Origin of the sequence: Burkholderia sp. BCC0044, assembly GCF_902832955.1 — a bacterium.
Taxonomy (GTDB): domain Bacteria; phylum Pseudomonadota; class Gammaproteobacteria; order Burkholderiales; family Burkholderiaceae; genus Burkholderia.
Window position 1 is genome coordinate 270,243 of record NZ_CADFDO010000004.1, and the last position, 15,038, is coordinate 285,280.

General features: G+C 68.0%; 7 protein-coding genes. 4 read left to right on the forward strand and 3 right to left on the reverse strand.

The window, feature by feature from the left end; genetic code table 11:
* The first annotated feature begins 532 nt into the window (after positions 1 to 532).
* A complete protein-coding gene (locus HWX14_RS24045; RefSeq protein ID WP_175884866.1) occupies positions 533 to 5,023 on the forward strand; it encodes a YadA-like family protein in 4,491 nt (1,496 codons plus the stop codon).
* Positions 5,024 to 5,147: 124 nt separating this feature from the next.
* On the forward strand, positions 5,148 to 5,810 hold the full coding sequence (locus tag HWX14_RS24050) for an OmpA family protein (RefSeq protein ID WP_175884867.1): 663 nt from the start codon (positions 5,148 to 5,150) through the stop codon (positions 5,808 to 5,810).
* A 203-nt stretch (positions 5,811 to 6,013) separates the two neighbouring features.
* Here the strand turns inward: HWX14_RS24050 and HWX14_RS24055 are convergent, their stop codons facing one another.
* Entirely contained in the window at positions 6,014 to 6,202 is a 189-nt protein-coding gene (locus HWX14_RS24055; protein WP_175884868.1) for a hypothetical protein, read from the reverse strand.
* 74 nt (positions 6,203 to 6,276) lie between these two features.
* Here HWX14_RS24055 and HWX14_RS24060 point away from each other — a divergent pair, with 74 nt between their 5' ends.
* Both HWX14_RS24060 and uvrA read left to right on the forward strand, forming a co-directional pair.
* Positions 6,277 to 6,492 (forward strand): DUF3820 family protein, encoded by a 216-nt coding sequence (locus tag HWX14_RS24060; RefSeq protein WP_175884869.1) that lies wholly within the window; start codon positions 6,277 to 6,279, stop codon positions 6,490 to 6,492.
* Positions 6,493 to 6,733: 241 nt separating this feature from the next.
* Positions 6,734 to 12,628, forward strand: coding sequence for an excinuclease ABC subunit UvrA (uvrA, locus tag HWX14_RS24065; RefSeq protein ID WP_175884870.1), 5,895 nt, complete (start codon positions 6,734 to 6,736; stop codon positions 12,626 to 12,628).
* Between the two features lie 111 nt (positions 12,629 to 12,739).
* Here uvrA and HWX14_RS24070 read toward each other — a convergent pair whose 3' ends face one another.
* Both HWX14_RS24070 and HWX14_RS24075 read right to left on the reverse strand, forming a co-directional pair.
* Positions 12,740 to 13,681, reverse strand: coding sequence for an amino acid ABC transporter substrate-binding protein (locus HWX14_RS24070; RefSeq protein WP_175884871.1), 942 nt, complete (start codon positions 13,679 to 13,681; stop codon positions 12,740 to 12,742).
* Between the two features lie 13 nt (positions 13,682 to 13,694).
* The gene (locus tag HWX14_RS24075) at positions 13,695 to 15,002 is read right to left on the reverse strand and encodes a dicarboxylate/amino acid:cation symporter (RefSeq protein ID WP_175884872.1); all 1,308 of its coding nucleotides are present in this window, start codon (positions 15,000 to 15,002) and stop codon (positions 13,695 to 13,697) included.
* Between the last annotated feature and the right edge of the window lie 36 nt (positions 15,003 to 15,038).

Consider the following 15,038-nt stretch of genomic DNA (forward strand, 5'->3'; position numbering starts at 1 on the left):
CAAGCATGGCAGGTCAGGGCGTCGGGTCGATCGATCCGGTGCCGGCTGTCAGCGTCAGCGATCCGGCGGCGCATGCTTCAGATCCGGGGACAGCATGGCGCCTTTCTCCGCCTGAATGAAACATGACGGGGCCGCCCGCGGTGCGGGCCGGCGTCCGTTCGTCCAGCGTCCGAGCGACGCTTTTCCGATGAGATTCGAAGTCGCCCTTCGGCGGGTGCGACGGTGTGCGCGCGTGCGGATTCGCGGCGCGTCGTGCGCCGTGTCGTCGCCGGGCAGGCGATGTCGACTTCCGTGAATCGATAACCGGCTTTTCGCCGTCGCGCGTCGTGCCGAACGGGCATGCGCGGCGATCGGTCGTGCACTCGCGATGAGTATCGAGCATGTCGGGCAACGCTGTTCGTAGTTTTTATTAGTTATGCGAAGTGAGAAGCGGAGCGTCGCGAGACGGGCGAAAGCGGTGAAGGTCCGCGCTTCGCCTGACGCCGCGTTCGCTGTTGCGTCATCCAGCACCTGAGAACCGAGGGAACACAAGATGAACAAGTCGTTCAAGTCGATCTGGAACGAAGCACTGGGGGCCTGGGTTGCGGCTTCGGAACTCGATCGCGCACGCGGCAAGCGTGTTGCGTCGTCGAGGCGCGCGCCGGAATGCGCCGCGCACGGAGAAGCCGCGACGCACGCGGGCATGCCGTCGGCGCCTTCGGTGCTGAGACTGGCCGTGCTGACGGCGACCGCTTGCCTCGGGTTGTTCCATGCGAGTGCGCATGCGCAGTACGCGCCGGATGGCGGCAACGCGTCGGGCGGCACGACGGCGATCTCGATCGGCCTCGGTTCGACTGCCGCGCAGCAGAATTCCACCGCGGTCGGCAACTTGTCGACGGCGCAGGGTTTGTCGGCCACGGCGCTCGGCCCGGGCGCACATGCGATGGGCGATGGTTCGACGTCCGTCGGCATCAACTCGCAGGCGACCGGCGTCAACAGTTCGGCGCTCGGTGTGCAGGCGATCGGTTCCGGCGACTACTCGGTCGCGATCGGCAACCTGTCGAGCGCGACCCAAAGCGGCGGGGTCGCGATGGGCAGCGGCGCAGCGGCGACCGGTGTTTCCGCCGTCGGGCTGGGCAACAACGCGCTGGCGTCCGGCCAGTACGCGGCGGCGATGGGGCTCGGTGCCAGCGCGGCGGGCGCGCAGAGCGTCTCGCTCGGCTATGCGTCGCATGCCACGAACACGGGCTCCGTCGCGCTCGGCAACCAGTCGACCAGTTCGGGGTCGGCGGGCGTCGCCGTAGGCAGCGGCGCACTGGCGTCCGGGAATTCGGCCGTCGCGATGGGCGTGAACAGTGGTGCGAGCGGCACATCGTCGATCGCCATCGGCTGGGGCGGCACCGCCGGCGTGCCCGGCTCGGGTACCCAGTCGCTCGGCACGAGCTCGATCGCGATGGGCTCGAACACGAAGGCCGGTGCGAACAACGCGGTGGCATTCGGCCTGAATGCGAACGCGTCGGGCCTCAGTTCGATCGCAACGGGCGTGCAGTCGACCGCGACGCAGCAGTTCGCGGTCGCGCTCGGCAATCTCGCGCTCGGCAGCGGCATATCCGCGACCGCGCTGGGCTCCGGCGCGACGGCGTCGGCGACGAACGCGACCGCGGTCGGCATCAACAGCGTCGCGGCGGCGACGTCCACCGTCGCGATCGGCGATTCCAACTCGGTTGCCGCAGCCGCGGGTGCGGGCTCGATCGCCGGCGGCAACAACTCGAAGGTGCTGGGCGGCACCGGCGCCGTCGCGCTCGGCTTCGGCCAGACGGTGAGCGGCAACGGCGCGGTCGCGATCGGCGATCCGAGCACCGCGATCGGCACCGGCGCGGTCACGATGGGGTCGAACAACACCGCGAACGGCGACGGCGCGGTGGCAATCGGCAATACCAACAACGCGCAGGGCACGGGTTCGCTCGCGCTCGGCAATACGTCGACGGCAGCGGCGGCGGGGGCCGTCGCGTTCGGCGCATCGGCCGTGGCCAACAACGCAAACGATGTCGCGCTCGGCTCCGGGTCGGTGACGGCCGCGCCGAATCCGACGGCCAGCGCGGTCATCGGCGGCGTCACGTACAACTTCAACGGCATCAACCCGACCAGCGTCGTCAGCGTCGGCAACGCGGGCACCGAGCGCCAGATCACCAACGTCGCGGCCGGGCGGATCAGTTCGGCGAGCACGGACGCGATCAACGGGTCGCAGCTCGCCGCGACGAACACGGCGCTCGATTCGTTGTCGACGTCGACAGCGTCGAGCATTACGTCGTTGTCGACCGGGGTTTCGTCGTTGTCGACGGGCCTGAGTTCGACCAACAGTGCGGTGACGTCGCTGTCCACGTCGACGTCGACGGGCATCAGCTCGTTGTCCACCGGCCTCAGTTCGACCAACAGCACGGTGACGTCGTTGTCGACGTCGACGTCGACGGGCATCAGTTCGCTGTCGACGGGCCTGAGTTCGACCAACAGCGCGGTGACGTCGCTGTCGACATCCACATCGACGGGCCTGTCGTCGGCCAATAGTTCGATCGCGTCGCTGTCCACGTCGACCTCGACGGGCATCGGTTCGCTGTCCACCGGGCTGAGCTCGACCGACAGTGCGGTGACGTCGCTGTCGACGTCCACGTCGACGGGCCTGTCGTCGGTCAATAGTTCGATCACGTCGTTGTCCACGTCGACGTCGACGGGTATCGGTTCGCTGTCCACTGGCCTCAGTTCGACGAACAGCGCGGTGACGTCGCTGTCCACGTCGACGTCGACGGGCATCGGTTCGCTGTCCACCGGCCTCAGTTCGACGAACAGCACGGTGACGTCGCTGTCGACTTCGACGTCGACGGGCATCAGTTCGCTGTCCACTGGCCTCAGTTCGACGAACAGCACGGTGACGTCGCTGTCGACGTCGACGTCGACGGGCATCAGTTCGCTGTCCACCGGCCTCAGCTCGACCAACAGCACGATCACGTCGCTGTCCACGTCGACCTCGACCGTCGTCGGCTCGTTGTCCACCGGCCTGAGCTCGACCAACAGCAACCTGACGTCGTTGTCGACGTCGACGTCGACCGTCGTCGGCTCGCTGTCCACCGGCTTGAGTTCGACCAACAGCACGATCACGTCGCTGTCCACGTCGACGTCGACCGGTATCGGTTCGCTGTCCACCGGCCTGAGTTCGACGAACAGCAATTTGACCTCGCTGTCGACCGCCACGTCGACCGGGATCAGCTCGCTGTCGACGGGCCTGAGCTCGATCGCGAACAACAACACGAACCTCGGCAACAGCACGGCCGGCGCGATCGGCGGCGGGGCCACCTACGATCCGACCACCGGCACGATCTCGGCGCCGTCGTACGTGACGTACAACAGCGACGGCTCGACGACGATCAACAACAACGTCGGCTCGGCGATCGACAACATCAACGCGAACGGCATCAAGTACTTCCACGCGAATTCGACCGCGCCGGACAGCCAGGCACTCGGGCTGGACAGCGTCGCGATCGGCCCGAACGCGATCTCGAAGGTCGACGGCAGCATCGCGCTCGGCTCGGGTTCGGTGGCCGATCGCGCCGTGGTGCCGTCCTCGGGGATCATCCGCAATGGCACCGCGTCGATCCCGTTCAACACGACGGACCAGACGCTGCTCGGCGCGGTATCGGTGGGCGATGCGACGAACAAGACGTACCGCCAGATCACGAACGTCGCCGATGGCACCGGCCAGCAGGATGCGGTGACGGTGCGGCAGCTGACCGGCGCGCTGCAGTCGTTCGCGGTCACGGGCCAGAAGTATTTCCACGCGAATTCGACGGCGGCGGATTCGCTCGCGGTCGGCGCGGAATCGGTCGCGGTCGGGCCGACGACGGTCGTCAACGGCGACAACGGCGTGGGCATCGGCAACGGCGCGATCGTCGATCAGACCGCGCCGGGCGGGATCGCGATCGGCCAGGCGGCGAGTTCCGCGCAGGCTGACGCAATCGCGCTGGGTAGCGGCGCGACGGCGACCGGCGCGCAGTCCGTCGCGCAAGGTGCGAATGCGGTAGCGGTCAGCGTGGGCAGCGTCGCGCTCGGCTCGGGTGCGCGCAGCACGGCGACCGATGCGCTCGCGCTCGGCGCCGGTGCGTCCGCCACGTTCGCGAACAGCATCGCGCTCGGGGCCGGTTCGCTGACCACGGTCGGTGCGCTGACGAACTACGTCGCGTACGGGCTGAGCAGCCCGCAATCGTCGGCTGGCGAAATCAACATCGGCAATCGCCAGATCACGGGCCTCGCCGCCGGCAAGAGCGGCACCGACGCGGTGAACGTGTCGCAACTCGATTCGGTCGCGAACCAGTTGACGACGTTGATCGACCAGCGCACGGCCAATCTCGGCGGGCAGTACACGACGAATCCGACCGGCACCAACGTGCCGCCGGGCTCGACCGGCCCGAATTCGTCGGCGGGCGGTTCGGGGGCGGTCGCATCGGGCTCGAACAGCACGGCGGTCGGCAACAATGCGCTCGCGTCGGGCAACGGCTCGTCCGCGATCGGCGTGGGCGCGACGGCGGCGGGCAACAACTCGACGGCGATCGGCGCGGGCAGCAACGACGGCGGCCGCTCGAACGTGGTCGCGGTCGGCTCGGCGGATTCGGCGCGGCAGGTCGTGAACGTCGCGGCCGGCACGCAGGGCACCGACGCGGTGAACGTGAACCAGCTGAATGCGGTATCGAACCAGTTCACGCAATCGCTGAACACGGTCAACAACCAGCTCACGCAGATGCAGCAGCAGATCCAGCAGACCGATTCGATGGCCCGCGAGGGGATCGCCGCGACCGCCGCGATGGCGTCGATCCCGCACATGGACCGCGATTCGAACTTCGCGATGGGGGTCGGCACGGCGACGTTCCAGGGCCAGAAGGCCATGGCGGTCGGCGTGCAGGCGCGCGTCACGGAGAACCTGAAGGCGACGCTGAACGGCGGTTTCGCCGGCAGCCAGCGCGTCGTCGGCGCGGGCATGCTGTATCAGTGGAAGTGATCGCGCGCAGCGGTTCGTTCCGGCCCGCGTGGCCGGGGCGGACCGCGCCGAACGCCAACGTGCGCGAGGGCGTCGCGACATCGCGCCGCACGCGCCGTGCTCATCGCATTCTCGGAGTCATCAAGTGAAAAACATCCATCTTGCCCTGCTGGCGTCCGTCGTTTCCCTCGCGGCCTGTTCGAGTGCGTCGGGGCCGACGTACAACGCGTACGAACTGCAGTCGCGAAACGGCGTCCGGACGTTCCAGGTCGACTGCCACGGCATCCTGTCGACGGCGAAGACCTGCATGAAGGTCGCGACACGCATGTGCGGCAGCGAGCCCGTGCGCCTGGTCGATACCACCACGCCGTACCGCGACGGCGCCGATCCGCATTCGATCGTGTTCCAGTGCGGTGCGGCGCCCGCGCCGGCCGCCGCGGCCGTTGCGCCGGCGCCCGCGCCGGTCGAGAAGGTGAGCCTGACCGGCGACGCGTATTTCGCGACCGACTCGGCCGTGCTGACGCCCACGGCCACCGCCGCGCTCGACACGCTGCTGAACCAGCAGGGCGACCGGCATTTCGCGCGCGTCGAAGTGGACGGCTATACCGACGCGACCGGGTCGGATGCGCACAATCAGGCGCTGTCGAAGCGTCGCGCGGATGCGGTCGCCGGGTATTTGCGCGAGCGCGGGCTGAAAGCGGATTCGTTTGCCGCGGCCGGTCACGGGGAAGCCAATCCGGCGGCGTCGAACGACACCGCCGAAGGGCGCGCGCGCAATCGTCGCGTGGAAATCTCGCTGCAGAAGTAGGACGTTGCGACCAAGGTTGCCGCAAGCGCGGCCGTCGAGGCCGGACGGCTCGCTTGCGGCAATGATGCTCGACGCACACGACGGCGGCGGGAAAGGCCCGTCGCGGCGTGCGCATGCGGGATCCTTCGCATGGACGCCGCCGCCGCACGGCGACTTGCGCCGGCCACGCGGATCGCCATCCGCACCGGGCCGTGGATCGGCGCTCAGTGCCTGATCATGCAGACGGCCAGGATCTCGTACCCGGGGTCGGCATGCGCGCTCGCGGTTTTTTCCGCTTCGTCATACGAACCGAAGGACGCGGCATCCTCGATGGCCGGCGCCATGCCGATATCGCCGTCTTCGGCGGTGCAGAGGAACTGCTCGCCGGTCTTCACGACGTAGGTGGACATCATGATTCCCTCCATGGTTTGCAGGGGGAAATTTCAGTCTAGCAGGCCGGAAGCGGAAAGCCGTGCACAATATCCGCATGCGCTCCCCCGACCTCGAATGCCTCGTGACCGTCACCATGCCCTTCGGTAAATACAAGGACCGACTCCTTGCCGACCTGCCGGGCAACTACCTCAACTGGATGGCCCGTGAAGGGTTTCCGCGCGGCGAGCTCGGCCGGCAGCTCGCACTGATGCACGAAATCGATCACAACGGCCTGAGAGGCTTGCTGGACCCGCTGCGCAAGCGCGGCTAGCTTTGCCCCGCCTCGCAGGCGCGCGCTTTCCGGACGGCCGATGCCGAATGGATTCCCCGGCCGCCTGCCCATGAGGCCCGCAGGGTCGTCATGGAAAACTGTATGAATATACAGTATAGTAACCGTCGAACTCGAGCCGCACAGGTCCAACCCTTGCGGCCCGTGCGCCGCGCCTGCGGGCATCCGCCGCAGCGTTCCGGCACCGCGAATTCCGGCTAACTCATTCAGACGGGCAGGCAAATTGTCATCCAGCAATCTGATCCGCATTCGCGGAGCACGTCAGCACAACCTCAAGAATCTCGATCTCGACCTGCGCACCGGCGAAATGACGGTCGTGACCGGCCCGTCGGGCTCCGGCAAATCGAGTCTCGTGTTCGACACGCTGTACGCGGAAGGCCAGCGGCGCTACGTCGAAACCTTCAGTGCATACGCACGCCAGTTCCTCGACCGGATGGATCGCCCGCAGGTCGAGCGCGTCGACGGCGTGCCGCCCGCGATCGCGATCGACCAGACCAACCCGGTGCGCAGCTCGCGCTCGACGGTCGGCACGATGACCGAGCTGAACGACCACCTGAAGCTGCTGTACGCGCGCGCGGCCGAACTGTTCGACCGCAAGACCGCGCGGCAGGTGCGGCACGACACGCCCGAGACGATCTACGCGGAGCTGGTCGAGCGCACGCGCGCCGACGATCCGCGCGTCGTCATCACGTTCCCGGTCGAATTGCCGGAAGCGGTGTCCGACGAGGAAATCGCGCAGTGGTTGTCGGCGAGCGGGTACACGCGCGTGCAGGCGCAGCGCGAAGTCGCGTCGCCCACCGGGCCGCGCAAGATGCTCGATGTGGTGGCCGACCGCTTTCGCGTGCAGCAGGCCGACAAGGTGCGGGTGGTCGAGGCGATCGAGGCGTCGCTGAAGCGCGGCGGCGGTCGCGTGAACGTGTACGTGCTCGCGCCGGAAGCGGAAAACGCAACGGCCGAGCCGTTGATCTGGCGCTTCTCCACCGGGCTGCACGATCCCGACAGCGACCTGCGCTACGCGGAGCCGCAAGCGGCGCTGTTCTCGTTCAACTCGGCGTACGGCGCGTGCGAAACCTGCCGCGGCTTCGGCCGCGTGATCGGCGTCGATCTCGGCCTGGTGATTCCCGACGCGCGCAAGACGCTGCGCGGCGGCGCGATCAAGCCGATGCAGACGCCCGCATGGAAAGAGTGCCAGGACGACCTGATGCGCTACGCGGCGAAGGCCGGCATCCGGCGCGACGTGGCGTGGTCGGAACTGACGGACGCCGAGCGCGACTGGGTCGTCAACGGTTCGCCGGACTGGAACGGCAAATGGCAAAGCCAGTGGTACGGCGTGAAGCGCTTCTTCGGCTATCTCGAATCGAAGGCGTACAAGATGCACATTCGCGTGCTGCTGTCGAAATACCGCAGCTACACGCCGTGCGACGTGTGCGGCGGCGCGCGCCTGAAGACGGAATCGCTGCAATGGCGGCTCGGCTCGAAGGAGAACGCCGACGGCGTGCTCGCGCCGGCCGATCGTTTCATGCCGCGCGGCGTCGACTGGAGCCGCGCGCAGCTCGAAGCGCTGCCGGGCCTGACCGTGCACGACCTGATGCTGCTGCCGATCGAGCGCATCCGGCGCTTCTTCGACGACATCGTGCTGCCGAGCGCGCTGCTCGACGATGCATTGAAGCTGCTGCTCGCCGAAGTGCGCACGCGCCTGAAATACCTGTGCGACGTCGGGCTCGGCTACCTGACGCTCGACCGCCAGAGCCGCACGCTGTCGGGCGGCGAGGTGCAGCGGATCAACCTGACGACGGCGCTCGGCACGTCGCTGACGAAAACGCTGTTCGTGCTCGACGAGCCGAGCATCGGGCTGCATCCGCGCGATCTCACGCGGATCGTCGAGGCGATGCAGCGGCTGCGCGACGCGGGCAATACGCTGGTCGTCGTCGAGCACGATCCGTCGGTGATGCTCGCGGCCGATCGATTGATCGACATGGGGCCCGGCCCGGGCGAGCGCGGCGGCACGATCGTGTACGACGGCACGCCGGGCGACATCCGTTCCGCGCACACGCTGACGGGCGAATATCTCGGCGGGCGCAAGCAGGTCGCGCATGCGTCGAACTGGGCGCGCCGCCCGGTCGACGCGAACACGCCGCGCATCGTGCTCGAAGGCGCGACCGAGCACAACCTGCGTGACGTCACGGTCGAGATTCCGCTGCAGCGGCTCGTGTGCGTGACGGGCGTGTCCGGCTCCGGCAAATCCACGCTGTTGCAGGACGTGCTGTATCCGGCGATGGCGCGGCACCACGGCAAGGCGACCGAATCGCCGGGCGCGTTCCGCAATCTCACGGGCGCCGACCAGGTCGGCGACGTCGTGTTCGTCGACCAGTCGCCGATCGGCAAGACCACGCGCTCGAACCCGGCCAGCTACGTCGGCGCGTTCGACGAAATCCGCAAGCTGTTCGCGAAGGCGCCGCTCGCGCTGCAGCGCGGCTACGGCGCGGGCACGTTCAGCTTCAACTCGGGCGACGGCCGTTGCCCGACCTGCGGCGGCTCGGGCTTCGAACACATCGAAATGCAGTTCCTGAGCGACGTCTACCTGCGTTGCCCGGATTGCGACGGCAGCCGCTACCGCGCCGAGATTCTCGAAGTGCGCATCGAGCGCGACGGCCGCGCACTGAACATCGCCGACGTGCTCGACCTGACCGTCAGTGAAGCGGCCGCGTTCTTCGCGACCGATGCCGAGGTGCTGCGCGTGCTGCAGCCGATCGTCGACGTCGGCCTCGAATACGTGAAGCTCGGCCAGCCGGTGCCGACGCTGTCGGGCGGCGAAGCGCAGCGCCTGAAGCTCGCGGGCTTCCTCGCCGAATCGGCGGCGGCGGCGAACGGGCGCCGGGTCGCGACGGAGGAGGCGCGCATCGCCCGCGCGAAGCTGTTCATGTTCGACGAGCCGACCACCGGGTTGCACTTCGACGACATCGCGAAGCTGATGCAGGCGTTCGGCAAGCTGCTCGCGGCCGGCCATTCGCTGATCGTGATCGAGCACAACCTCGACGTGATCCGCGCGGCCGACTGGCTGATCGATCTCGGCCCGGAAGGCGGCGACGGCGGCGGCCTCGTGCTGTGCGCGGGCACGCCCGACGACGTGAAGGCCTGCGCCGAATCGCATACCGGCGTGGCGCTGCTGCAGTACGACCGCGCGATGGACGGCGAAGCGGCGCGCGCCGACGAAGGCGTGCCGCTGCAGGCCGTGCTGAACGCGGCGCGCGCGCGCCGTGCGATCGAAGGCGAGGACGTCGTGCGGATCGTCAACGCGCGCGAGCACAACCTGAAGGCGCTCGACGTCGACATCCCGCACGGCAAGTTCAACGTGATCACCGGCGTGTCGGGTTCCGGCAAGTCGACGCTCGCGTTCGACATCCTGTTCCACGAAGGCCAGCGCCGCTACCTCGAATCGCTGAACGCCTATGCGCGCTCGATCGTGCAGCCGGCCGGCCGCCCCGAGGTCGACGCGGTGTACGGCATTCCGCCGACCGTCGCGATCGAGCAGCGGCTGTCGCGCGGCGGCCGCAAGAGCACGGTCGCGACCACGTCCGAGGTGTGGCACTTCCTGCGGCTGCTGTATGTGAAGCTCGGCCTGCAGCACTGCATCCACGACGGCACGCCGGTCACGTCGCAATCCGTCGAATCGATCGCTGCGCAACTGCTGCGCGACCATCGCGGCGAACACGTCGGGCTGCTCGCGCCGCTCGTCGTCAACCGCAAGGGCGTGTACACGGATCTCGCGAAGTGGGCGAAGGCGCGCGGCAGCACGCATCTGCGCGTCGACGGCGAGTTCGTCACGGTCGACCCGTGGCCGAAGCTCGACCGCTTCCGCGAGCACACGATCGAATTGCCGGTGGCCGATATCGTCGTGTCGCCGGACAACGAAGCCGAATTGCGGCGCAGGCTCGACGAGACGCTCGAGCTCGGCAAGGGCGTGATGCACCTGCTCGCGCCGCTCGACGGGCTGCACCACGCGATGCAGAACGATCATTCGACCGCGCGGGTCGGCGCGGTCAAGGTGCTGTCGGTCAAGCGCGCGTGCCCGGTGTGCGGCACGAGCTATCCGGAACTCGACCCGCGGATGTTCTCGTACAACAGCAAGCACGGCTGGTGCACGACCTGCGTCGGCACCGGCGTCACGCTCACGCGCGAGCAGCGCGCCGCGTACGACGACACGGTGCTCGCCGGCGACGATCGCGGCCGCGAACAGACGCTGCCGTCGGACGAGCAGGAGCCGGAAGGCGTCGGCAACGAGCCGTGCCCGGATTGCCACGGCACGCGGCTGAACCCGTCCGCGCGTGCGGTCACGTTCGACGCGCATCCGATCGTCGAGGTCGCGCAGTGGACGGTGTCGGACACGCGCCGCTGGATCGACGCGCTGGAACTCACCGGGCGCGACGCGCAGATCGCGCGCGACATCGTCAGCGAGATCGGCAGCCGCCTCGCGTTCCTCGAGGAAGTCGGGCTCGGCTACCTGAGCCTCGACCGCGCGGCGCCGAGCCTGTCGGGCGGCGAAGCGCAGCGCATCCGGCTCGCCGCGCAGCTCGGCAGCAACCTGCAGGGCGTGTGCTACGTGCTCGACGAGCCGACGATCGGCCTGCATCCGCGCGACAACCAGATCCTGCTCGACGCCTTGCGCAAGCTCGGCGACAAGGGCAATACGCTGGTCGTCGTCGAGCATGACGAGGACACGATCCGCCGCGCGGATCACATCATCGACGTCGGCCCGGGCGCCGGCAAGCGCGGCGGCACGCTGGTCGCGCAGGGCGCGGTCGCCGATCTGGCCGCCCAGGCCGATTCGGTGACGGGGCGCCTGCTCGCGCAGCCGATGACGCACCCGCTGCAACCGCGCCGCACGGTGAGCCTGCCGGGCAAGAAGGGCGGTGCGGCCGTGCCGGAAGCGTGGCTGACCGTGCATGGCGCCCGGCTGCACAACCTGCGCGACGTCACGGTCGGCATTCCGCTCGCGCGGCTCGTCGCGGTGACGGGCGTCAGCGGTTCGGGCAAGTCGACGCTCGCGCGCGACGTGCTGATGACGAACCTGCTCGACGCGGTCGGCCGCTCGGTGCTGTCGTCGCCGGCCACGCGGCGCGCGCGCAAGGCCGCGCAGCAGGACGCGCCGGCCGCCCATCGCCGTTCGAGCGTGCTCGCGCGCACTGCGCCGCGGCCGTCGCTGAACGTCACGCATGCGTGGCAGGGCTGCGAGTCGCTGAGCGGCTGGGAGCAGATCGATCGTGTGCTCGAAGTCGACCAGACGCCGATCGGCAAGACGCCGCGTTCGTGCCCGGCCACCTATATCGGCGTGTGGGACACGATCCGCAAGCTGTTCGCCGATACGCTCGAAGCGCGTGCGCGCGGCTATACGGCGTCGCGTTTCTCGTTCAATACCGGCGACGGGCGCTGCCCGGCCTGCGAAGGGCAGGGCGTGCGCACGATCGGCATGAGCTTCCTGCCCGACGTGAAGGTGCCGTGCGACGTGTGCCACGGGCAGCGCTTCAATCCGGAAACGCTTGCCGTCACGTGGCGCGGCCGGAACATCGGCGACGTGCTGACGATGGAGATCGACGAGGCGGTGGAATTCTTCGCGCCGATCTCGAACATCGCGCATCCGTTGCAACTGATGAAGGACGTCGGGCTCGGCTATCTGACGCTCGGCCAGCCGTCGCCGACGCTGTCCGGCGGCGAGGCGCAGCGCATCAAGCTCGTCACCGAGCTGACCAAGGTGCGCGACGACATCACGCGGCGCGGCCAGAAGGCGCCGCACACGTTGTACGTGCTCGACGAACCGACGGTCGGCCTGCACATGGCGGACGTCGCGAAGCTGATTCGCGTGCTGCACCGGTTAGTGGATGCGGGGCATAGCGTCGTCGTGATCGAGCACGACCTCGACGTGATCGCGGAAGCCGACTGGATCATCGATCTCGGCCCGGAAGGCGGCGTGGGTGGCGGCACGATCGTCGCGGCGGCGCCGCCGGAAGGGCTCGCACAGGTGAAGGCGAGCCATACCGGGCAGGCGCTGAAGCCGGTGCTGGCGCGAACGGCCAGCGAAGGCGCGGAAACGGAGCAGCAGGGCGCGGCGCGGGTCGGCTGAACGCGTCGCATCCGGCGAGCGGCCCCGGTGCCTGACGAGGCATCGGGGCCGTTCCTGTCTCGTCCTGCATGTCGACGAAGTCGACGCGCTCGATTCCCGCTCGATTCCCGCTCAATTCCCGTTGACGCCGATCGTCTCGATGATGGTCTCCAGTTGCGGGCTCATCGGCAGGTTCAGACTCAAACCCGACGGAAGCGGGCGCAGGAACCAGCGCTTGTATTGACGCGCGATCTCGCCGTCGGCGGCCAATTCCTGGAACGTGGTTTTCACCACCTGCGCGAGCTGCGGATCGTCCTTGCGGAACATGATGCCGTACGGGTCGTAGGACAGAAAATCGCCCACCACGTCGTACTGGCCGCCCTTGCTCGCATTCTCGGCGATCAGGCCGTACAGCAGCACGTCGTCCGTCGCGAACGCGTCGGCGCTGCCGTTCGCGACGAGCGCGAAGCCCTGCGCATGGTCCGGCACCACCTGGAGCTGGATCCCGAGCCTGAACCGGTCGTTCAGGTCGCGCAGCGCCTTCTCGTTGGTCGTGCCGGCCGTCACCGCGACTTTCTTGCCCGCGAGATCGCGGAACGAGCGGATCGGCGCGCCGCGTTTCACCATCACCTTCGTGCCGGCCACGAAGAAGATCGGCGAGAACGCCACGCGTTTCTGGCGCTCGAGGTTGCTCGTCGTGGAGCCGCATTCCAGATCGACCTTGCCGCTGACCACCGCGTCGATGCGGTTGTCGGACGTGACCGGCACCCAGCGGATCGTCAGGCTCTTGTTGATCGCGTCCTCGATCGACGACACGAGCGCCTTGCACAGCTCGATCGAATAGCCGATCGGCTGGTTGCGCGCGTTCAGGTACGAGAACGGGATCGACGCGTCGCGATAGCCGAGCGCGATCGTGCCGCTGCCGCGCACCTTCGCGAGCGTGCCGGTCAGTTGGGCCGGCGCGAACGGCTCGACGCGCGGCGGCGTCGACGGCGCATCGTCCGCGCGCGCGGACGCGCCCGTCGCAAGCAGGCCCGCGAGCGCGAGCGCACGCCAGAATCGCTGCATCTTCATCGCCGGGCCTCCGTCAGACTTCGGTCGGATGTGCGATCGTCGCTTCCTGTTCCGCTTCGATGCGCGCCGCGTTGGCTTCGGCTTCCGCTTCCGACAGGAGCTGGCCTTCCCATTTCGCGACCACCGCGCTCGCGATCGAGTTGCCCACCGCGTTGGTGGCCGAGCGGCCCATGTCGAGGAACGTGTCGACGCCGAGAATCAGCAGCAGCCCGGCTTCCGGCAGCCCGAACTGGTGCAGCGTGGCCGCGATCACGACGAGCGACGCACGCGGCACGCCGGCCATCCCCTTCGACGTGAGCATCAGCACGAGCAGCATCGTGATCTGCGTGCCGAGCGACAGGTGCATGTTGTACGCCTGCGCGATGAATAGCGACGCGAACGTGCAGTACATCATCGAGCCGTCGAGGTTGAACGAATAGCCCATCGGCATCACGAAGCTCGAGATCTTGCGCTTCACGCCGAAGCGGTCGAGCGCGTCGAGGATCTTCGGATACGCGGCCTCCGAACTCGCGGTCGCGAACGACAGCATGAACGCTTCCTTGATCAGCACCAGCAGCTTGAACACGCGCGGCCCAAGGAACACCAGCCCGGCACACACGAGCAATCCCCAGAGCAGGAACAGGCTGACATAGAAGTCGCCCATGAACACCGCGAACTTCAGCAGCACCGACAGCCCGTTGACCGCGACGGTGGCGGCCATCGCGGCCATCACCGCGAGCGGCGCGAGCTTCATCACGTAGCCGGTGATCTTGAGCATCACGTGCGACAACTGGTCGATCGCGGCGATGAGGATCTTGCCGCGCTCGCCGAGCGCCGCCAGCGCGACGCCGAAGAACATCGAGAACACGACGATCTGCAGGATCTCGTTGTTCGCCATTGCCTCGGCGAACGACCTCGGCACCATGTGGCCGACGAAATCCTTCAGCGTGAACTTGGACGTCGCGAGGTTCGCCGATGCGCCGATGTCCGGCAGCGGCAGGCCGAGATTGTCGCCGGGCCGCAGCAGGTTCGCCATCAGCAGCCCCAGCAGCAGCGACACCAGCGACGCGGTGATGAACCAGGTGATCGATTTCGCGAACACGCGTCCGACCGAGGCCGCGTCGCCCATGTGCGCGATGCCGACGACCAGCGTGGAGAACACGAGCGGCCCGATCACCATCTTGATCAGGCGCAGGAACACGTCGGAGACGAGCGAGATGTATCCGGCGACTTCGGCGGCGGCCTTCTTGTCCGGAAAGCTCATGAAGACCATGTAGCCGATCGCGATGCCTGCCGCCATCGCGACCAGGATCCAGACGGCCGCAGCATTCTTTTTTCGCATCGTAAGCCTCCCATGCACCGGTTTCGCAATCGGGGA

Coding starts and splice junctions, on each gene's coding strand:
- HWX14_RS24060 (WP_175884869.1), top strand. CDS start 6,277: ATGCGCTCCCCCGACCTCGAATGCCTCGTGACCGTCACCATGCCCTTC.
- HWX14_RS24070 (WP_175884871.1), bottom strand. CDS start 13,681: ATGAAGATGCAGCGATTCTGGCGTGCGCTCGCGCTCGCGGGCCTGCTT.
- HWX14_RS24075 (WP_175884872.1), bottom strand. CDS start 15,002: ATGCGAAAAAAGAATGCTGCGGCCGTCTGGATCCTGGTCGCGATGGCG.
- HWX14_RS24045 (WP_175884866.1), top strand. CDS start 533: ATGAACAAGTCGTTCAAGTCGATCTGGAACGAAGCACTGGGGGCCTGG.
- HWX14_RS24055 (WP_175884868.1), bottom strand. CDS start 6,202: ATGATGTCCACCTACGTCGTGAAGACCGGCGAGCAGTTCCTCTGCACC.